Source organism: Rossellomorea aquimaris, assembly GCF_000935355.1.
GTDB classification, from domain to species: domain Bacteria; phylum Bacillota; class Bacilli; order Bacillales; family Bacillaceae_B; genus Rossellomorea; species Rossellomorea aquimaris_B.
The window spans coordinates 1-20,412 of the sequence record NZ_JXZC01000016.1 but is presented as its reverse complement, the minus strand read 5'-3'; the positions used below and the strand labels follow the sequence as shown (position 1 = coordinate 20,412).

Annotated in this window: 18 protein-coding genes and 2 tRNA genes; 18 read left to right on the top strand and 2 right to left on the bottom strand. The window is 42.9% G+C overall.

Annotated elements, in window-relative coordinates; genetic code table 11:
- Window positions 1-112: 112 nt before the first annotated feature.
- Both TV75_RS20360 and TV75_RS20355 read right to left on the bottom strand, forming a co-directional pair.
- A tRNA-Glu gene (locus TV75_RS20360) sits at window positions 113-184 on the bottom strand.
- An 8-nt stretch (window positions 185-192) separates the two neighbouring features.
- Window positions 193-269 (bottom strand) — tRNA-Met (locus TV75_RS20355).
- Between the two features lie 288 nt (window positions 270-557).
- On the opposite strand from TV75_RS20355, the gene spoIIE reads away from it, so the two are divergent.
- From spoIIE to lysS, 18 genes are all read left to right on the top strand, one after another.
- Window positions 558-3,050: a stage II sporulation protein E gene (gene spoIIE, locus TV75_RS20350; RefSeq protein WP_044340613.1), complete on the top strand. Its 2,493-nt coding sequence runs from the start codon at window positions 558-560 to the stop codon at window positions 3,048-3,050.
- Window positions 3,051-3,145: 95 nt separating this feature from the next.
- Entirely contained in the window at window positions 3,146-3,886 is a 741-nt protein-coding gene (locus TV75_RS20345; RefSeq protein ID WP_044340612.1) for a VWA domain-containing protein, read from the top strand.
- Window positions 3,855-4,862: a protein kinase domain-containing protein gene (locus TV75_RS20340; RefSeq protein ID WP_044340615.1), complete on the top strand. Its 1,008-nt coding sequence runs from the start codon at window positions 3,855-3,857 to the stop codon at window positions 4,860-4,862. Before TV75_RS20345 ends, TV75_RS20340 begins: the two co-directional genes overlap by 32 nt.
- A gap of 68 nt (window positions 4,863-4,930) precedes the next feature.
- Complete coding sequence (tilS, locus tag TV75_RS20335) at window positions 4,931-6,337, top strand: tRNA lysidine(34) synthetase TilS (RefSeq protein WP_044340611.1); 1,407 nt, start codon at window positions 4,931-4,933, stop codon at window positions 6,335-6,337.
- A 3-nt stretch (window positions 6,338-6,340) separates the two neighbouring features.
- The gene (gene hpt, locus TV75_RS20330) at window positions 6,341-6,889 is read left to right on the top strand and encodes a hypoxanthine phosphoribosyltransferase (RefSeq protein WP_044340610.1); all 549 of its coding nucleotides are present in this window, start codon (window positions 6,341-6,343) and stop codon (window positions 6,887-6,889) included.
- A 103-nt stretch (window positions 6,890-6,992) separates the two neighbouring features.
- Window positions 6,993-8,954, top strand: coding sequence for an ATP-dependent zinc metalloprotease FtsH (gene ftsH / locus TV75_RS20325; RefSeq protein WP_044340609.1), 1,962 nt, complete (start codon window positions 6,993-6,995; stop codon window positions 8,952-8,954).
- Between the two features lie 636 nt (window positions 8,955-9,590).
- A complete protein-coding gene (locus tag TV75_RS20320) occupies window positions 9,591-10,358 on the top strand; it encodes a type III pantothenate kinase (RefSeq protein ID WP_172655809.1) in 768 nt (255 codons plus the stop codon).
- 19 nt (window positions 10,359-10,377) lie between these two features.
- On the top strand, window positions 10,378-11,259 hold the full coding sequence (gene hslO, locus TV75_RS20315) for an Hsp33 family molecular chaperone HslO (RefSeq protein ID WP_044340608.1): 882 nt from the start codon (window positions 10,378-10,380) through the stop codon (window positions 11,257-11,259).
- 25 nt (window positions 11,260-11,284) lie between these two features.
- A complete protein-coding gene (locus TV75_RS20310) occupies window positions 11,285-12,166 on the top strand; it encodes a peptidylprolyl isomerase (RefSeq protein ID WP_172655806.1) in 882 nt (293 codons plus the stop codon).
- Window positions 12,167-12,471: 305 nt separating this feature from the next.
- Window positions 12,472-13,401, top strand: coding sequence for a cysteine synthase A (cysK, locus tag TV75_RS20305; RefSeq protein ID WP_044340606.1), 930 nt, complete (start codon window positions 12,472-12,474; stop codon window positions 13,399-13,401).
- Window positions 13,402-13,604: 203 nt separating this feature from the next.
- Window positions 13,605-15,008, top strand: coding sequence for an aminodeoxychorismate synthase, component I (gene pabB, locus TV75_RS20300; protein ID WP_044340605.1), 1,404 nt, complete (start codon window positions 13,605-13,607; stop codon window positions 15,006-15,008).
- Window positions 15,005-15,592 (top strand): aminodeoxychorismate/anthranilate synthase component II, encoded by a 588-nt coding sequence (pabA, locus tag TV75_RS20295; RefSeq protein WP_044340604.1) that lies wholly within the window; start codon window positions 15,005-15,007, stop codon window positions 15,590-15,592. The genes pabB and pabA overlap by 4 nt, the downstream gene beginning before the upstream one ends.
- On the top strand, window positions 15,593-16,450 hold the full coding sequence (gene pabC, locus TV75_RS22015) for an aminodeoxychorismate lyase (protein WP_044340603.1): 858 nt from the start codon (window positions 15,593-15,595) through the stop codon (window positions 16,448-16,450).
- Window positions 16,451-16,465: 15 nt separating this feature from the next.
- Window positions 16,466-17,287 (top strand): dihydropteroate synthase, encoded by an 822-nt coding sequence (gene folP, locus TV75_RS22010; RefSeq protein WP_044340602.1) that lies wholly within the window; start codon window positions 16,466-16,468, stop codon window positions 17,285-17,287.
- The gene (folB, locus tag TV75_RS20280; RefSeq protein WP_044340601.1) at window positions 17,280-17,639 is read left to right on the top strand and encodes a dihydroneopterin aldolase; all 360 of its coding nucleotides are present in this window, start codon (window positions 17,280-17,282) and stop codon (window positions 17,637-17,639) included. The genes folP and folB overlap by 8 nt, the downstream gene beginning before the upstream one ends.
- A gap of 1 nt (window position 17,640) precedes the next feature.
- Entirely contained in the window at window positions 17,641-18,165 is a 525-nt protein-coding gene (gene folK, locus TV75_RS20275; protein WP_044340600.1) for a 2-amino-4-hydroxy-6-hydroxymethyldihydropteridine diphosphokinase, read from the top strand.
- Window positions 18,117-18,341, top strand: coding sequence for a helix-turn-helix domain-containing protein (locus tag TV75_RS20270; protein WP_044340599.1), 225 nt, complete (start codon window positions 18,117-18,119; stop codon window positions 18,339-18,341). Before folK ends, TV75_RS20270 begins: the two co-directional genes overlap by 49 nt.
- A 226-nt stretch (window positions 18,342-18,567) precedes the next feature.
- A complete protein-coding gene (lysS, locus tag TV75_RS20265) occupies window positions 18,568-20,064 on the top strand; it encodes a lysine--tRNA ligase (RefSeq protein ID WP_216593414.1) in 1,497 nt (498 codons plus the stop codon).
- Window positions 20,065-20,412: the final 348 nt, after the last annotated feature.

Sequence of the window (20,412 nt, the reverse complement as noted above, 5' to 3'; positions counted from 1 at the left end):
CACGATAAACATCATCAGGAGCAAATTGAAGAAGTGGTGTCTGCAGAAAAAGCTTGATGTGCTTCTTTATTCGAAAAAAAAGACTATCATATTATGATAGTCTTTTTTGCTATGACCCGTACGGGATTCGAACCCGTGTTACCGCCGTGAAAGGGCGGTGTCTTAACCGCTTGACCAACGGGCCTCAAAATATGGTAGCGGCGGAGGGGATCGAACCCCCGACCTCACGGGTATGAACCGTACGCTCTAGCCAGCTGAGCTACACCGCCATATTGTATGCACCTTTTAGGCACAAAATCTATGATACATAGAAAGAATTATCTTGTCAATATACTCTCGTAAAGAATTTGTCAAAATTCCCTTAAGTCTGGTTGCATAAGCGTTTATGACGAAAAAATAAGTAAAGGAGAGTGAATAAGGCGAGAATATTCTGAATATTTTACCGGAATCCATAGAAAGTCGTCGAAACTTTCTTGGTATGTATTCCCTCATTTTGACAAAGTTTTAAGCCTGTACCATTTATACTGAACAAAAAAGAAATGGGGAGTGTTTCATACATGGGGAAAGTCGATCAGTCGATCATCGAACCTGTTCAGAACGTGGACATTGAACACACTAGGGTGGAGCTATCCAAGGGGATCAAGTCTATTTATTCGAAGCTGGAGTGGCTATTCGTAGAAAAGGGGATCGCCTTATTCGTTATCGGATTTTTATTGGGGAGAGCGTTAATCCTTTCTCACTTAACACCTTTTGCATTACCGTTCTTCGCCTCTGTTTACATTATCCGGAGAGAAAAGTCTCCCATTGCACTGATCGGATTGCTTGCGGGAGCTCTTACCTTATCTCTGCCTAGTATCAGTTATACGTTTGTCAGTGCGATAATATTCCTATTAGCGTTTCGATTGTCCCAGAAATATCATAAGAATAATTTGAGGGTCGTCGCTTTTTATGTCTTCTTCACTGTCATGGCAGCGAAGCTTTCATTCGATTATATCCAGCAAGGACAAGCCCTGACGGTTTACAACGGAGTGATGGCTTTAATAGAAGCGAGCCTTGCCTTTCTCTTAACCTATATATTCATTCAAAGTGTACCCCTCGTAACGGTTCAGCGCAGAAGAAGATCTCTGAAGACAGAAGAAGTGGTCAGTTTAATTATTTTATTGGCATCGATCATGACGGGGACGATCGGGTGGTCTGTGTATAATTTGTCTGTGGAACATGTGTTATCAAGATACTTGGTGCTGCTATTTTCCTTTATAGCCGGGGCTACAGTGGGCTCTACAGTAGGGGTTGTAACCGGGCTTGTTTTCAGTTTAGCGAACGTTTCAAGCTTTTATCAAATGAGCTTGCTTGCTTTTTCGGGACTTCTGGGAGGTCTCATGAAAGAAGGGAAGAAATTCGGAGCGGCAATCGGTTTGTTAATTGCTACCTTATTAATGGGAATGTACGGAGATACAGATACGGTCATAACGAAAACATTATATGAATCTGGGGTAGCGATATTACTCCTATTTTTAACCCCTCAAAGCTTAACGTCTAAAATTGCCAAGCATATACCAGGGACAGCTGAATATCAGCAGGAGCAACAAGGATACATGCGCCGGGTGAGAGATGTGACAGCACATAGAGTCACACAGTTTTCCTCGGTGTTTCAAGCATTATCAAATAGTTTTCAACAAATAGAAGAGCGTTTTGAAGAGGAGGAAGATAAAGAATTCGATTATTTCTTAAGCAATGTGACAGAGAAAACGTGTCAAACCTGTTTTAAGAAAGATCAATGCTGGGCGCGTAATTTTGATAAAACCTATAATCTAATGAAAGATGTAATGACTGAGTATGATCAGGGCAGGGTCCCATTGTCTCCAAGACTTGCTAGAGAAGTAGAGAAGCATTGTACTAGAGAGAAAAAACTGAAAGAGACGATCTATCAGGAGCTGACCTTCTATCAAGCCAATTTAAAATTAAAGAAGCAGGTCCAGGAAAGCAGGAAGCTGGTCGCCGATCAATTACTGGGAGTATCCGAGGTAATGGGGAACTTTGCGAAAGAAATTCAAAGAGAAAGGGAGAATCATCATATACAGGAAGAACAAATCTTATCGAGTATTGGAGAATTTGGAATCGAGATAGAAAATATTGAAATCTATAACCTGGAACAGGGGAATGTGGATATAGATATGACCATGCCTTATTGCGGAGGGCACGGACAGGGGGAGAAGCTTATTGCCCCGATGCTATCGGATATATTAGGTGAAAATATCATTGTTCAAAAAGAGGAGTGTGCTCAATTTCCGAATGGACAATGTCATGTGACCTTCCAGTCTGCCAAGAAATTTGTGGTAGACACAGGAGCTTCCCATGCTGCGAAAGGGGGAGGACTGGTATCAGGAGACAGCTATTCGATGATCGAATTAGGAAGGGGGAAGTATGCCGTAGCCATCAGTGATGGGATGGGGAACGGTGAACGGGCACACTATGAAAGCAATGAGACACTGAGGCTTTTGAAAAAGATATTGGAATCGGGGATTGAAGAACAAGTAGCAATCAAATCCATCAATTCGATACTGTCCCTCAGAACGAACGATGAAATCTTCTCAACACTGGATTTAGCCATGATTGATCTGCAAAATGCGTCATCAAGGTTCTTAAAAATTGGTTCAACCCCAAGTTTTATTAAGCGGGGAGATAAAATCATAAAGGTGGAAGCAAGTAATTTACCAATGGGGATGCTCCAGCAGGACTTCGATGTTGATGTCGTTTCTGAACAGTTAAAAGCAGGAGACCTTCTTATTATGATGAGTGATGGTGCCTTTGAAGGTCCAAAACATGTAGAAAATTATGATTTGTGGATGAAGAGAAAAATAAAGGAACTTGAAACGGAGGAACCACAAGAAGTGGCCGATATTCTAATGGAGGAAGTGATCAGGTCGAGCTCCGGTCTAATTGAAGATGATATGACAATTGTGGTTTCAAAAATCAAACATAATATACCGAAATGGTCCTCTATCCCTGTGCAAAAACCGAAAACCAAAGATAATAAAAGGATATCCTAGGACGAATATCCCCCTATAAAAATAGTTAACTAGAGTATAATTTCCTCCTTATTCGGCGAAGATGGTAACAACTTTAGAATGAGGAGGGGAGTCTGATGAAGCCAGGTACACTTCGTCAAATCCTATTAATTACGGATGGTTGCTCGAATCAAGGGGAAGATCCAATTGCGATGGCGGCCCTTGCGAAGGAGCAGGGAATTTCAGTTAACGTAATTGGTGTCATGGATAATGATGTGATAGATGATAACGGAATGCAGGAAATTGAAGGGATTGCTCTATCAGGGGGTGGAGTAAGTCAGATTGTATATGCTCAACAACTTTCTCAAACGGTGCAAATGGTTACACGTAAAGCGATGACACAAACTTTACAGGGGGTTGTAAATAAAGAGCTGAAACAAATCCTTGGTAAATCCGCATCCATGGAGGAGCTTCCTCCAGAACAACGCGGAGAGGTCATGGAGGTTGTCGATGAACTAGGGGAATCCGTTGATATGGAAGTGTTGATTCTTGTCGATACGTCTGCAAGTATGAAACATAAGCTTCCCACAGTAAAAGAAGCTCTACTAGACCTTTCATTAAGCTTAAATGCTAGAATGGGTGATAATAAATTTTCCGTCTTTGTATTTCCCGGGAAACGACAAGATGTCGAAAAATTGCTAGATTGGACACCGAAACTTGAAACATTAACGAGTATCTTCTCTAAATTGTCTCCAGGCGGGATTACTCCAACAGGTCCAGCGATCTCAGAAGCTATCACACACTTCAAGAAAAAACGTTCATTAAGGGGATTGCTCTCTCGTGGCGATGATGAACAATACTTCGAAGAAACCATTTAATTTCCCCCCTGGAACAGTTATAAGAGGAAAGTGGTATAAGCACATCTACACCATTGTAAAAGAATTAGGGTATGGTGCGAATGGTATCGTATACCTTGTACAAGGATCATCAGGATATCAGGCATTAAAGATGAGTGACAGTAATGTATCGATTACCTCTGAAGTCAATGTTTTAAAATCTTTCTCAAAGGTCCAAGGTGCTCCCCTTGGGCCAAAGCTTCTTGATGTGGACGATTGGGAGTATCGAGGACAGAAAATACATTTTTACGTGATGGAATATATTCAAGGTACGGACTTACTGTCATTTGTTCAATCAAAAGGATTTTCGTGGGCAGGTGTACTCATTGCACAACTCCTGACAGATCTGGAGCGAATTCATAAGGAAGGGTGGGTATTTGGGGATTTAAAACCTGAAAACTTGATCGTCACAGGCCCTCCTTACCGAATTCGCTGTATTGATGTTGGGGGAACGACCATCAATGGACGGGCAATCAAAGAATTCACGGAGTTTTTTGATAGAGGATATTGGGTAGGAGGTTCACGGAGAGCGGAACCTTCATATGATCTTTTCTCTGTGGGAATGATCCTCATTAATTTAGCCTACCCCGGGCGTTTCACCAAGTCCGGAAATGGGAATATGCAACAATTAAGGGAAGCAATTGGTTCCAAAGACCAATTAAAGAAGTTTGAAGGGACGATTCTGGATGCATTGGAAGGGGAATTTCAATCTGCAAGTGATATGAGGGTCAGCCTCCTGAATGGACTTTCTCACTCCCAACCAGTACAGAAGCCCAAACCAAAACCTAAAGTCAGTAGACCTGTTCCTGCGAATTCCCATGTGAATTCCTCCGCTTCGCATACAAGCAGATATCAAAATCACCGAAATAGAAAGTCAAGTCACTTTCTTGAGACTGTGCTCGTGGTGATTATTGTTTCGTTATTATATGTTTTGTATATTTATGGAGAATTGATGTAGCGTAAGAGTGTGAGAATTCTTCAGATATTGATACAATGGGGAAAATGGTTTTAGGAAGAGGAAGCGTTATGTTAGAGCATACTACAAAAGAGTTTATTCACGACCGTGGGCTTATTGAAGAGGGAGATCGAATTGTTGTGGCTGTATCTGGAGGCCCTGATTCCTTAGCGCTTCTCCATTTTCTCGATGCGAACCGTAATGAGTGGGGAATAGAAGTGATCGCTGCTCACCTTGATCATATGTTTCGAGGAGAAGAGTCTTACCGAGAGCTATTGTTCGTAGAAGAATTCTGCAACAGTCGGCACATCCCTTTTTACGGTGAACGAATGGATGTGTCAGCTGAAATGGAAAAGACGAATGGAAGCCTACAGGAACAGGCCCGACACATTCGATATGAATTCCTGGGGAATGTAATGGAGGATGTATCAGCTACCAAATTAGCCCTCGGTCACCATGGGGATGATCAGGTAGAAACCATCTTGATGAAGATGACAAGGGGAGCGTCGGGAGCCGGCAGAGCGGGAATTCCATTCAAGCGCCCTTTTTCTACAGGAGAGATCATCCGTCCTTTCCTCTCAATCACAAAGGAGGAAATCGAAAGCTATTGTGAGAGATACGACCTTTCTCCGAGAAGGGATCCAAGTAATTACAAGGAAGAATATACGAGGAACCGATTCCGTAAAAGGGTTCTGCCATTCTTAAAAGACGAAAACCCTCATGTTCATCTTCAATTTCAACGATTTAGTGAAGAATTGGAAGAAGATGAGGCGTTTTTAGAGGAATTAACAAGGATTAAGTTGAATAAGGTATGGAATAGCACTGAAGATTTCTCATCTTTAAATATCGAAGGTTTTCTTGCAATGGCTCAGCCTTTACAAAGAAGAGGGATTAATCTAATATTAAACTATCTTTACAAACTTAGACCATCTTCCTTATCGTCTATACATATTTACGATGTATTGGGTATATTAAAAGGAAAAACGCCTAATGCCAGCCTGAATTTACCGAAAGGGCTTAGGGTAACAAGGGCGTATCATACATGTTATTTTCATTTTGGGGAATTAGCGTTAACCGAAGCTCCTTATCGTCACATGATACAGGTTAATGAAACGCTTGAACTTCAAGGTGGATATCAGTTTCGTCTCTATCGTTCCTCCTCGTCAGTAGAGGATCGTACCGCTGATAGGATCTACCTGGATCCTGACGAGGTCACCCTACCTTTATATGTGCGTACGAGAAAGAGCGGAGATCGAATGAAAGTGAAGGGGTTGGAAGGCTCAAAGAAGCTAAAGACACTCTTTATTGACGAAAAAGTTCCTGTACACCTCCGTGACGGGTGGCCGATTGTAGTGGACACAGATGATCACATACTTTGGGTACCGGGAATGAAAAAGTCCATTTACGATTTGGGAGAAGAGCAAGAAAATAGTTTAGTACTACAATTTAAGAGCAATCATCTTCTAGGAGGCAGTTGAACATTGTTAAATCAAGATATTGAGAAAGTGTTAATTTCAGAAGAAGAACTTCAAGAAAAGATTAAAGCATTAGGTGCACAATTAACAGAGGAGTATCAAGATCGATTTCCTTTGGCCATTGGAGTTTTAAAAGGCGCGATGCCATTCATGGCGGACCTTTGTAAACGTATGGATACACATATGGAAATGGACTTCATGGATGTATCCAGCTACGGAAACTCTACTGTCTCTTCAGGAGAAGTAAAGATTGTGAAAGATTTAGACACGAAAGTGGAAGGACGGGATATCCTGATCATTGAAGATATTATCGACAGTGGTCTGACACTAAGCTACTTAGTGGAACTATTCCGTTACCGTAAAGCAAAATCCATCAGCATTGTCACGCTTCTTGACAAGCCATCTGGACGTAAAGCCAATATCAAAGCGGACTATGTAGGCTTTATCGTTCCTGACGAATTCGTTGTCGGGTATGGCCTGGATTACGCTGAAAGATATCGTAATCTACCGTATATCGGTGTTTTAAAACCAAGAGTGTATACAACAGGAGAATAAGTATATTCTAAAGAGGAATCTTGTAAGTGCAATTTGTTGTAATGCCATGATTTTCTATGATACTATTTTACTTAGTTTGTTTACCCGTGGGAGGAGGTAAGGGATGAACCGGATCTTTCGAAACACCATATTCTATTTACTGGTCTTTTTAGTGATCATAGGTGTGGTGAGTTATTTCAGCAACAACAACGAGCCAACCAAAAATATCGAGTACAGTACGTTTATTAATAACCTTGAAGATGGAGACGTTTCTTCTTTTTCAATTCAGCCTGGCAGAGGCGTTTACGAAGTGAAAGGACAGATGGAAGGGGCTAAAGAAGGAGAGTACTTCTTAACCTATGTCCTTACCACAGATGGAAAGTTAATGGAGAAGATCAATACGGCAGCATCGGAGCAAGGCATTGATGTAGAAGTATTGCAAGCCAAAGAAACAAGCGGCTGGGTATCTTTCTTCACGACAATCATTCCGTTTGTCATTATCTTCATTCTGTTCTTCTTCTTACTTAACCAAGCTCAAGGCGGCGGAAGCCGTGTCATGAACTTTGGGAAGAGTAAAGCGAAGCTATATAGCGAAGAGAAGAAAAAGGTTCGCTTTAAAGATGTAGCTGGAGCAGATGAAGAAAAGCAGGAGCTTGTAGAGGTAGTGGAATTCTTAAAGGATCCACGCAAGTTCTCTGAAGTGGGTGCCCGTATTCCGAAGGGTGTCCTTCTAGTAGGACCTCCAGGTACAGGTAAAACCTTACTTGCACGAGCAGTAGCAGGAGAAGCTGGAGTTCCTTTCTTCTCAATCAGCGGTTCCGACTTCGTTGAAATGTTTGTCGGTGTCGGTGCATCTCGTGTACGTGATTTATTCGAAAACGCAAAGAAGAATGCACCATGTATCATTTTCATTGATGAGATTGATGCAGTCGGTCGTCAACGTGGAGCAGGCTTAGGTGGAGGTCACGATGAACGTGAACAAACCCTGAACCAGTTACTAGTTGAAATGGACGGTTTTGGCGCTAACGAAGGTATCATCATCGTCGCTGCAACGAACCGACCGGACATTCTGGATCCTGCATTGTTACGTCCAGGTCGTTTTGACCGTCAAATCACGGTTGATCGTCCTGACCTTAAAGGACGTGAAGCGGTTCTTAAAGTTCATGCACATAATAAACCGCTTGATGAATCTGTTGATTTAAAAGCAATTGCCATGAGAACACCAGGTTTCTCTGGTGCTGATTTAGAAAACCTTCTAAACGAAGCAGCACTTGTAGCAGCTCGTGAGGATAAAAAGAAAATTGATATGCGTGACATTGATGAAGCAACAGACCGTGTCATTGCCGGTCCTGCGAAGAAGAGCCGCGTCATATCTGAAAAAGAACGTAAAATCGTGGCATTCCACGAAGCGGGTCATACCGTTATTGGATTAGTCCTTGATGAAGCGGATATGGTACATAAAGTGACCATCGTTCCTCGTGGGCAAGCAGGCGGATATGCCGTTATGCTACCTAAAGAAGATCGTTACTTTATGACGAAGCCTGAGCTCCTTGATAAGATTACCGGTTTACTTGGTGGTCGTGTAGCAGAAGAAATCATCTTCGGTGATGTTTCAACTGGTGCCCATAATGACTTCCAACGTGCAACTGGAATCGCTCGTAAAATGGTCACTGAATATGGTATGAGTGATAAGCTTGGACCGCTTCAGTTTGGTCAATCTCAAGGCGGTCAAGTGTTCTTGGGACGCGACATCAATAGTGAGCAAAACTATTCAGATGCCATCGCATACGAAATTGACCTGGAAATGCAGCGTCTAATTAAAGAGAGTTATGATAGAGCGAAGAGAATTCTTACAGAGAATCGCGATAAGCTTGAACTCATTGCCAAGACTTTATTAGATGTAGAAACATTAGATGCCGCTCAAATCAAGCATTTAATGGATCATGGCAAATTACCGGAACGTACGTATGAATCCGACCAGGATAATAGCGACGTGAAAGTAAATATCCAGAAGAAAAATGAAGAAACTGTGATCGAAGAAAATACGGCTTCAAAAGAAGACGATTCTAACTCTGATCGCACATAATATTGAGGGATGCAGCCATTTATGGTTGCATCCCTTTTTGTTCTGGTTAGTTTTTGATTTTATGGTGGACTATGCTCAGCTCGTGAAATCAGATGAAATTTGGGCATTATTGTAAAACGGCTGGATTTTGTTCGGTTTCGGCCGGATTTTTGTTCAAATCGGCTGGATTAACATCATTTTCGGCTGAATAAAGTAGTTTTTCGGCCGGATTCTCTATAGAAACACCTTGTGATGGTTCAAGATGAAGGCAAAAACCCGCCTTTCCGGCATGTTCATCTTATGCTTGCCGCCTCTGTGCAAAGCCCTTGCTCTTTTGTACTCATCCAGTTCCACCGGCTAGACCCTCGAGGTCATAAGTCAACTTCACCAAAAAGGCAAAGAACGCCTTCCCGGCCGGTTCGTCTTATGCTTGTCGGGTCTGATCAAGCCGGTTCCGTTTTTGTCTCATCCAGCTCCAGGGCTTAGAGGCTCGAGGTCATAAGTCAAACCGTCCAAAAAGGCAAAGAACGCCTTTCCGGCATGTTCATCTTATGCTTGTCGCCTCTGTGCAAAGCCCTTGCGCTTTTGTACCTATTCTAAATAAATTATGGTATGATGTTGGCAGTGTGAAAACAATTGGCTTAGTAGGTGAGGATATTGATTTTTGTAATGGATGTAGGGAATACCAATATTGTGTTTGGTGTGTATGAAAATGACCATTTAAAATATCATTGGAGAGCTGAAACGAATCGACATAAAACAGAAGATGAGTTTGGGATGCTTGTGAAGAATCTGTTCGAGCATGTGAAGCTGACGTTTGACGAGATTGACGGAATCATCATTTCCTCCGTTGTCCCTCCAATTATGTTTAGTTTGGAACGTATGTGTGAGAAATATTTTAATATCACTCCGCTCGTCGTTGGACCTGGTATTAAAACCGGTTTAAATATCAAGTACGAAAATCCAAGGGAAGTCGGAGCGGATCGAATCGTAAATGCTGTCGCTGGTATTCACGAGTACGGTGGTCCTCTCATTATTGTCGACTTCGGTACAGCGACGACATATTGCTATATCAATGAGGAAAGACAATATATGGGTGGAGCGATCGCCCCTGGTATAGGCATTTCAACAGAAGCCCTGTACTCCAAGGCTGCTAAATTACCAAGGATTGAAATTGCCCGTCCTGAACACATCATTGGCAAGAATACCGTAACGGCTATGCAAGCGGGTATTCTCTATGGATATGTTGGACAAGTAGAAGGTATCGTTCAAAGAATGAAAGCACAAAGTAAGAAGGAACCAACGGTCATAGCAACTGGAGGATTAGCGACATTGATTTCGAAAGAATCCAATAGCATTGACGTGGTAGATCCTTTCCTTACATTAAAAGGATTAAAATTAATCTACAAGAGAAACATGAACTAAAGTGAAAGGAGCTTCAACCATGAGCGACTATTTAGTAAAAGCGTTGGCCTATAATGGCCAAGTTCGTGCTTATGCAGTGAAAAGCACGGATACAGTAGGAGAAGCACAAAGAAGACATGGAACATGGCCGACTGCATCAGCGGCATTAGGCAGAAGCATCAGTGCCGGAGTGATGATGGGTGCAATGCTAAAAGGTGAAAATAAATTAACGATCAAAGTAGAGGGCGGTGGCCCAATCGGTGCCATTCTTGTGGATAGTAATGCAAAAGGTGAAGTCAGGGGTTATGTGACGAACCCGCATGTACACTTTGATTTAAACGAGCACGGGAAGCTTGATGTCCGTCGTGCGGTTGGTACAACCGGAACGTTATCGATTGTTAAAGATATCGGTATGAGGGATCATTTCTCCGGTCAGGTTCCGATTGTTTCAGGAGAACTTGGAGAAGACTTCACGTATTACTTCGTCACTTCAGAACAGGTCCCTTCTTCTGTAGGCGTAGGTGTGCTGGTGAACCCTGACAATTCAATCCTTGCAGCAGGTGGATTCATCTTGCAGCTAATGCCGGGAACGGATGATGAAACGATTACGAAGATTGAGGAACGCTTATCTAAAATTCCTCCAATCTCTAAATTAATCGAAAAGGGCCTCACGCCTGAAGAGGTGTTAGAAGAAGTACTTGGAAACGGGGAAGTCAAAGTACTTGAAACGCTTCCTGTGGCATTTAAGTGTCAGTGCAATAAAGAACGTTTTTCAAATGCCATCATCAGCTTAGGGGAGCAGGAAATTCAAGAAATGATTGATGAAGATGGAAGTGCGGAAGCAAGCTGTCACTTTTGTAACGAAACCTATGTATTTTCTAAAGAAGAATTAGAAGAACTGAAAGCAAACGCGAAGCAGTAAATCATATCCAGGGAGAATGGGAGAAATGAGAATTAAACGGTCTGTACTCATGGTTTTGGTCGGGGTACTACTTGTCACAAACATCATTACACTTGTGTGGAGTCGCTCTTCAGGGGTGAGCGGAACCCCTGAAGTCGTGGCAACGGTTGGCGGAGAATCAGTAACCCGGGAGGACTGGTTGTATTCCCTTGAGCAAAAACATGGCAAAGAAGAGCTAAAAGCACTGATCAATCAACAAGTGATCGACCATTTAGCTAAGAAATATGATATCTCGGTTTCAGACAAAGAAGTAGAGCAGGAATATTACTTCATACAATCTGTTTATAATGCGTACGATGAAGAAATTCTTGAAGATGAAGATTCACTAAAGGCTCAAATCAAATCTGAATTGTTATTAGAGGAGCTTCTCACGAGGGATGTCCAAGTACCTGAAAAAGAGTTGAAGAGCTTCTATGATCAAAACGAGCATCTATATTCTATTTCTAAAATGTATAAGCTGAAGCAGCTGAAGGCAGCTGATCAATCAGAGGCAGAACAAGCACTGGAAGAACTTGAAGCCGGCTCGGATTTTGAAGCATTGGCCATGGAGCGTTCAAACGATGAGCAAAGTGCTCATTTAGGGGGAGACATCGGGTATGTCCCTCTGGATGGAGATTTCCTATCTTCAGAAGCGGCAGAAGAAATAGAGTCTTTATCACCAGGGGAATGGACAAAGCCGATTCAGCAGGATTCAGAGTACGTCATTTATTATGTAGACGATGTTTTAAAAGAAAGACATTTTTCATTCAAAGACGTAAAATCTCAAATTCGCAGACAAATTGCTTTAGAGCAAGTAGAGACGCCATTGCAACCTGAGTCCTTTTGGGACGAGGTAGAGGTGGACTGGTTTTACGGAAAACAGAAGTAGAGAGGGGCTGGCCTATAAAGGGTCAGCTTCTTTTACATAGAGAGATGCTTTTTAACGTAACATAGGATAAATGAAATGTGCATACATATAACCTAGAGTGGAGGCGGTTTGGCCGTGTTAACTAGAGGGATTAACCGAGGAGTTGGATGAGGCACCCATCCAATATGTAGTGAATTTACTTCAATCCGGGCCATTTAGATTGAACAAGGGGATCTCGCTTATACTTATCAATTGACAAATATATTGAATATTGTTACATTTTTATAAAACCAACAAATTTACTTGGGATTAGGAGTGGTGGATGAATGGTGAGAGTAGCCAATTCAATTTCAGAATTAATAGGTCAGACTCCAGTGGTAAAACTGAATCGATTAGTAGATGAAAATAGTGCGGATGTTTACTTGAAATTAGAATATATGAACCCGGGCAGCTCTGTAAAAGATCGTATCGCATTGGCGATGATTGAAGCAGGTGAAGCCGCAGGTACGATTAAACCTGGTGATACGATTGTCGAGCCAACGAGTGGAAACACGGGTATCGGTCTGGCGATGGTGGCTGCGGCAAAAGGATACCGTGCCTTACTGGTCATGCCTGACACAATGAGTATGGAGAGACGCAACCTGTTACGTGCTTACGGAGCAGAATTAGTATTGACGCCAGGAGCAGAAGGTATGGGAGGAGCAATTCGCAAAGCTGAAGAGTTAGCGAAAGAAAAAGGCTATTTCATGCCGCAGCAATTCAAAAATTCAGCCAATCCGAAAGTGCACCGGGAAACAACCGGACCAGAGATCGTCGAGCAAATGGGTGATCAGCTGGATGCCTTCATTGCCGGGATTGGAACAGGCGGAACGATTACAGGTGTTGGGGAAGTGCTGAAGAAGCATTATCCAACCATTGAGCTTTATGCTGTGGAGCCGTCAGATTCACCTGTATTATCAGGAGGAAAGCCCGGACCTCATAAAATCCAAGGAATCGGTGCTGGTTTTATCCCCGATATTTTAGATACGAGTGTCTATAATCATGTCGTTCAAGTTGAAAAAGATTCAGCCTTCGACTATGCAAGGAGAGCAGCTAAAGAAGAGGGGATACTGGGTGGGATTTCTTCCGGGGCAGCCATCTATGCAGCCATTGAAGTGGCGAAAAAGTTAGGGAAGGGTAAAAAAGTACTCGCGATTATCCCTAGTAACGGAGAACGTTATTTAAGTACTCCTCTTTACCAATTTGATGAAGAATAATAATGAAGTGCCGGATCCTGGAGAATGGAATCTTCAGGATCCATTTTTTGTATTGAACTGTTAAAATCTTACTATTCATTATCCCTTCAAAATCAATCCATTCTTCATCATCCCACTCACATAATTTCAAGTTTTTAACGATGAAACCTTCCCAAAGTTCATGTATCATGAAAGTAGATAAAGATTAGGAGTGTGAGGGGTAAGTGCAGCACCTATATTTTCATAAAAACCATTCAACCAAAGAACAATTTTTTGCAGCATACGAACAACTTAGTCAACATCAGCCACATCATATTTTGTTAGAGAGTGGACGGGGTGGACGATATAGCGTTGCTGGACTACAACCTGACGCAGTTTTACAAAGTGTTCCTGAAGGGTTGCGCATACAAGACTCTTCCGGAGTTGAAACAATAAATGGAGACCCGTTGATTCAAATGGAGAAATGGATGGAGCCCCTTCGGAGGGAAAGAAGAAAGGATCTTCCGGATTTTCAAGGTGGAGTGATCGGGTTTATCAGTTATGATTATGCAAGAAAGATTGAGAGACTTCCCGCTTTGGGGCATGATGATCTGGAGATTCCTGACCTTTATTTCTACTACCTGGAGGAATGGGTGGTCTTCGATCATCAGGAAAATACTTTGTGGACGATGATCCTTTCCGATAAAGAATCTGAAGCGGTCGAGGAGAAGCTTGCCAAATGGACATCCACTTGGACGGACGCACTCTCCCCGATGAAAGAGGAGGCAGAAGATCCTGTCCATCATGAGACGGCAAGCATTGAGGTGTCCATGGATGAGAAGGACTTCTCAGGTGCCGTGAAACAAATCCAATCCTATATCTCTCAGGGAGATGTCTTTCAGGTGAATTTATCTGTCCGACAATCGCAAGAGTTGAAGGCCGAGCCATTCACGGTCTATAAAAAACTTCGGGAATTAAATCCCTCACCTTACATGAGTTATATTCAAAGCCCGGACTTCCAGATTGTCTCCGGATCACCGGAACTACTAGTGAAGAAAAATGGAACGGAAGTAAGCACAAGACCGATCGCAGGCACACGCTCCCGTGGAAAAGATGCTGAAGAGGATGAGAAACTGGCTCTTGAGCTGATCAACAATGAAAAAGAAAGAGCAGAGCACGTGATGCTTGTGGACCTGGAACGAAATGACCTGGGCAGGGTTTGCCAATACGGGACAGTTGAAGTGAATGAGTTCATGGTCATCGAAAAATACTCCCACGTCATGCACATTGTTTCAAATGTAAGAGGAACACTAGATGAAACCAAAACGGGTGCGGATCTTATTCGATCTGTTTTTCCAGGTGGGACCATTACGGGAGCCCCCAAGGTGAGGACGATGGAAATCATTGAAGAGCTCGAGCCTGTAAGAAGGGGGATTTACACAGGATCCATTGGCTGGATTGGCGTCAATGGAGATATGGAATTGAATATCGTCATCCGGACGATGCTTGTAAAAGATGGAAAAGCCCATATCCAAGCGGGAGCGGGAGTCGTGATTGATTCCAACCCTAAGTACGAATACAAAGAATCCTTGAAGAAAGCGAAAGCCCTTTGGGTAGCGAAAGCCAGGGCGGAAGGAGAAACCCTATGATTCTCATGATTGATAACTACGATTCATTTACCTATAATCTTGTGCAATTTTTAGGAGAGCTAGGGGAAGAGCTGATCGTGAAACGAAATGACGAGATTACATTAGCTGAGATTGAGGCATTGTCTCCGGATTACCTGATGATTTCCCCGGGGCCGTGCAGTCCGAATGAAGCGGGTGTGAGCCTCGAGGCGATCAGAACCTTTGCCGGAAAGATTCCGATCTTCGGCGTATGCCTGGGTCATCAATCGATTGCCCAGGTTTTCGGAGGGGATGTTGTTCGCGCAGAACGGTTAATGCACGGTAAGGTCTCACCCATGATCCATGATGGGAAAACCATTTTCAAAGACATGCCCAATCCTTTCGCGGCAACAAGGTACCACTCCCTGATCGTTAAAAGAGAAACCCTTCCTGAATGCTTTGACATATCAGCAAAAACGAAAGAAGGGGAAATCATGGCGATCCGTCATAAACAGCTGCCGATCGAAGGGGTGCAGTTCCATCCGGAATCCATCATGACGGAACAAGGGAAACAGCTGCTCCTGAACTTTTTAACGACATATAAAAAAATCGAGATGGTTTTATAAATGTACCTATATCTTAACGGTGAAATCGTCCATGCATCAGAGGCGGTCATTTCCCCATTCGATCACGGATATTTATATGGATTGGGCGTGTTTGAAACCTTTCGGACGTATGATGGTCATCCGTTTTTGCTAATGGATCATTTGAAGAGGCTTTCTCATGGATTAAAGGAACTGAATATTGCAGCAGACCTCGATGAAGAAAAGATCAGGGATGCAATAACAACACTTTTAAATAAAAATGACTTGAAGGATGCATATTGCCGGTTCAATGTTTCCGGTGGGGCAGGTGAGATAGGATTACAAACGACCCCCTATGAGGATGCGACTGTGATCCTATTTCAAAAAGAATTGCCCCCTTCTCTACCATTAAAAGAAAAAGAAGGTGTGCTGCTTCAGTTAAGAAGAAACTCACCTGAGACAGGGGAACGATTGAAATCCCATCATTACCTGAATAATATGGCCGCTAAACGGGAAATCGGTCCATCTCCTCACCGGGAAGGGATATTCCTTACAAAGGAAGGCCACCTCTGTGAAGGGATAACGTCCAATCTTTTCTGGGTAAAAGACGCAGAATTGTTTACACCAGCTGCAGAGACGGGGCTCTTAAACGGGATAACACGTCAGTTCATCCTTGCCCTGGCAGACCACATGCAAATGCCTGTGCGGGAAGGGTTGTTCGGGCAAGAGCGATTACTGGGGGCGGATGAAGTTTTTTTCACAAACTCTGTGCAAGAAATCATACCGGTAAACAGAATTGACGCTAAGAGTTACCCGGGTCGGAACGGAGAGTATACCGGGCTGTTACACCAACGATACAGCAAATATACTGGACACTTGAATTCAATAGAGGAATTATAGCAGGGGGCGCGTGTAATGAAGTGCGGAAAATACGAACTTAATTTTTCAGAGAAAACCCTTATTATGGGGATTTTAAATATCACACCCGATTCATTCTCGGACGGCGGGTCTTTCAATGAGTTAAATCGTGCAGTGGAGCGTGCGAAAGAAATGGTTGAGATGGGGGCTGACATTATTGATATAGGCGGGGAGTCCACTCGGCCAGGGCATCAAATCGTATCTGCTGAAGAAGAGATTTCACGAGTCGTGCCGATTATAGAAGCGATATCCCGGGAAGTGAACGTACCAATCTCCATCGACACGTATAAGGCAGAGACGGCCCGAAAAGCTCTGGAAGCAGGAGCGAGCATCATTAATGATGTATGGGGCGCGAAAAAGGATCCTGAAATGGCACAAGTGGCCGCGGAAACGGGTGCCCCGATCATACTCATGCATAACCGGGATAACCGGGAGTACAACCACTTCGTTCGGGATGCGATACAAGATCTGCAGGAAAGCATCTTCCTGGTAAAAGAAGCAGGGGTGAAAGACGAACAAATCATCCTGGATCCTGGAATCGGATTTGCCAAAACAATACAATTAAACATAGACATGATGAGACACTTGGATGTCCTTGTTTCACTGGGATATCCTGTACTCTTAGGAACGTCACGGAAGTCGATGATTGGACATGTGCTTGATCTGCCTGTAGAGGAACGGCTGGAAGGCACGGGAGCGACGGTGTGCTACGGGATTCAAAAAGGCTGCCATATCGTGAGGGTCCATGATGTAAAGGAAATGGCACGCATGGTCAAGATGATGGATGCCCTTGTTGGAAAGGAGAAAGCGTATGGATAAGATCCTATTGAACGAAATGGAATTCTACGGCTATCATGGTGTATTCCAGGAAGAAAACAAACTTGGACAACGTTTTCGTGTTAGTGTAGAGTTGCATGTAGATTTAAAGAAGTCCGGCCAAAGTGATCAGCTTGAGGACTCCGTAAACTATGCGGAGATTTATTCCATTACCAAATCTGTTGTAGAGGGAGAGCCGAAGAACTTGGTCGAAGCGGTGGCGGAAGACATCTCTTCCCGCATCTTAGAAACCTTCCAAATCGTAGAGAGCTGTAAAATTACACTAATCAAGCCTGATCCACCTATCCCTGGTCATTACCAATCGGTGGCGGTGGAGATTAATAGGAGTCGATAGGATGAATACTGCATACATTTCCCTTGGATCCAATATGGGAGACCGGGAGTGTTATTTAGAAAAAGCGATAAACATCATTGGCAGTCATGGTAAGATAGAGGTAACGAAACGATCCTCTCTGTATGAAACAGACCCAGTAGGATTTACAGAACAAGGTAAATTTTTGAATATGGTCATTGAAATTCGTACCAGTTTAAGTCCAGAAACTCTATTACATCAGTGCTTGCAGGTGGAAATCGACCTTGGAAGGGAAAGGGAGTTCAAGTGGGGTCCGCGCATAATAGACCTTGACATTTTACTCTATGAACACGAAAAAATTGAATCAGAGAATCTTCTCATTCCACATCCAAGGATGCAAGAAAGAGCATTTGTTTTAATCCCGTTATTAGAGGTGGCTCCATATGTAGAGCATCCGTCTTTTAATGCCCCGTTCGCTGAATTTCTGGACGAAATACCTGACAAAGAAGGAGTTCGGTTATGGAAACAGATAAATGGGGAAGACGCATTCGTGCATTCAGAAAGCTAAAAGGGTATACCCAGGAGGGTTTGGCTAAGGAATTAGCCATCTCCGTTTCTGTCCTTGGAGAAATTGAAAGAGGCAGTCGAATACCGAAGGAAGATTTCTTAGTCAACGTGGCAGAAGTCCTTAACATCCCACTACATGATCTTCTACCTCAGGATGAATATGATCGTAGTGACTGAATGCCGGTTGATTCACCTGTATATCTTTTTATGTTATTCTAGAAAAGGCTGGAACCAATTCGTGACACTGTCACCAGGTTGGATCGGCCTTTTTTAGATTTTTTAACCCGCCGAAGTACGTTTCTCAAATAACTCATACTTTAGGGGTGTTACAAACATAGATATTGTGTAAAATAGTATGGTATATAATCGTATTAGTCTAGTATAGCAAGTAGATAGAATAGGAGTGAAACACATGAGTCACGAAGAAATTAATGACCAACTTCGAGTAAGGCGCGAAAAAATGGAATCAATCCGTGATAAAGGACTTGATCCATTCGGTAAACGCTATGATCGTACACACAGTTCATCCGAGATCAAATCTCAATACGATGAATTTTCTAAAGAAGAATTAGAAGAGAAAGATATCACTGTAACCATTGCAGGCCGTATCATGACTAAGCGTGGAAAAGGGAAAGCGGGATTTGCCCACCTTCAGGACCTGGCTGGCCAAGTCCAAATCTATGTCCGTAAAGATGCAATCGGAGAAGAAGCATATGAACTATTCAATACTGCCGACCTTGGTGATATCGTAGGGGTTACTGGTTCTATCTTCAAAACAAAAGTAGGAGAGCTTTCGGTAAAAGCGAAAGAATTCCACCTTCTAACGAAAGCACTGCGCCCACTGCCTGAGAAGTTCCATGGTTTAAAAGATGTTGAACAGCGCTACCGTCAACGTTACCTGGATCTTATCACGAGTCAGGAAAGCAAAGAAACGTTCATCGCCCGCAGCCGTATCATCCAATCCATGAGAAGATACCTGGACAATAACGGTTACTTAGAAGTAGAAACACCAATGATGCATGCCATCGCAGGGGGAGCATCTGCCCGTCCGTTCAATACACATCACAACGCTCTTGATATGCCATTATTCATGCGTATCGCAATCGAGCTACACTTAAAGCGCCTGATTGTTGGTGGACTTGAAAAAGTATACGAAATCGGACGTGTATTCCGTAACGAAGGTGTGTCTACAAGACATAACCCTGAGTTCACGATGATCGAACTTTACGAAGCATACGCAGATTACCGTGATATCATGGCTCTTACTGAAAATCTTGTAGCTCATATTGCGAAGGAAGTATTCGGCTCCACTACCGTTCAATATGCAGACTACGAAATTAACCTTGAGCCGGAGTGGACACGTCTTCATATGGTGGACGCGGTTAAAGAACAGACTGGTGTGGATTTCTGGAAAGAAATGTCCGATGAAGAAGCACGTGCCCTTGCGAAAGAACACGGCATCGAAATCAAAGACAATATGCAATATGGTCATGTGGTAAATGAATTCTTCGAACAAAAAGTAGAAGACAAACTTATCCAGCCTACATTCATCTATGGTCATCCGGTGGAGATTTCTCCACTTGCCAAGAAAAACGATGAAGATCCACGATTCACAGATCGCTTTGAGTTATTTATCGTTGGCCGTGAACATGCAAATGCCTTCACAGAGCTTAATGACCCAATCGATCAAAGAGAACGTTTTGAAGCGCAATTGAAAGAAAGAGAAGAAGGAAATGACGAAGCCCACATGATGGATAATGATTTCATCGAGGCTCTTGAATATGGTATGCCGCCAACAGGGGGGCTCGGAATAGGTATCGACAGACTTGTTATGCTGTTAACCAACTCTCCATCTATTCGGGACGTTTTATTATTCCCATTAATGCGTCATCGTGATTAATATCGTGTGAAGAGCAGCAGCGGCCTAGCGCCGCTGCTTTTTCTTTTGAATCATAACTAGATGTTTGGAAGATAATAATTTGGTGGACCAAAGATGAAAATGGCCACTTAGGTCTAAATGCACCTTTGTATTACCATATATAGAATGAATTTGATGTCTTTTGGCTTATGTTGAATATATAACCAAAAACATTCAAAAAAACTCTTGCACCCATATATAGAAGGTGGTATAGTATTATCTGTTGCCGCGAAAAGGCGACAAACGCTATAAAAACTTTTTAAAAAAGTTATTGACATAAACGAGTCGATAATGTAATATTTAAAGGGTCGCTTCAAACAGAAGCACTTA

What these genes read in the sequence shown, in the direction of transcription:
- spoIIE (WP_044340613.1), top strand. Translation starts at nt 558, where the DNA reads ATGGGGAAAGTCGATCAGTCGATCATCGAACCTGTTCAGAACGTGGAC.
- TV75_RS20345 (WP_044340612.1), top strand. Translation starts at nt 3,146, where the DNA reads ATGAAGCCAGGTACACTTCGTCAAATCCTATTAATTACGGATGGTTGC.
- TV75_RS20340 (WP_044340615.1), top strand. Translation starts at nt 3,855, where the DNA reads ATGATGAACAATACTTCGAAGAAACCATTTAATTTCCCCCCTGGAACA.
- tilS (WP_044340611.1), top strand. Translation starts at nt 4,931, where the DNA reads ATGTTAGAGCATACTACAAAAGAGTTTATTCACGACCGTGGGCTTATT.
- ftsH (WP_044340609.1), top strand. Translation starts at nt 6,993, where the DNA reads ATGAACCGGATCTTTCGAAACACCATATTCTATTTACTGGTCTTTTTA.
- hslO (WP_044340608.1), top strand. Translation starts at nt 10,378, where the DNA reads ATGAGCGACTATTTAGTAAAAGCGTTGGCCTATAATGGCCAAGTTCGT.
- TV75_RS20310 (WP_172655806.1), top strand. Translation starts at nt 11,285, where the DNA reads ATGAGAATTAAACGGTCTGTACTCATGGTTTTGGTCGGGGTACTACTT.
- cysK (WP_044340606.1), top strand. Translation starts at nt 12,472, where the DNA reads ATGGTGAGAGTAGCCAATTCAATTTCAGAATTAATAGGTCAGACTCCA.
- pabA (WP_044340604.1), top strand. Translation starts at nt 15,005, where the DNA reads ATGATTCTCATGATTGATAACTACGATTCATTTACCTATAATCTTGTG.
- pabC (WP_044340603.1), top strand. Translation starts at nt 15,593, where the DNA reads ATGTACCTATATCTTAACGGTGAAATCGTCCATGCATCAGAGGCGGTC.
- folP (WP_044340602.1), top strand. Translation starts at nt 16,466, where the DNA reads ATGAAGTGCGGAAAATACGAACTTAATTTTTCAGAGAAAACCCTTATT.
- folB (WP_044340601.1), top strand. Translation starts at nt 17,280, where the DNA reads ATGGATAAGATCCTATTGAACGAAATGGAATTCTACGGCTATCATGGT.
- folK (WP_044340600.1), top strand. Translation starts at nt 17,641, where the DNA reads ATGAATACTGCATACATTTCCCTTGGATCCAATATGGGAGACCGGGAG.
- TV75_RS20270 (WP_044340599.1), top strand. Translation starts at nt 18,117, where the DNA reads ATGGAAACAGATAAATGGGGAAGACGCATTCGTGCATTCAGAAAGCTA.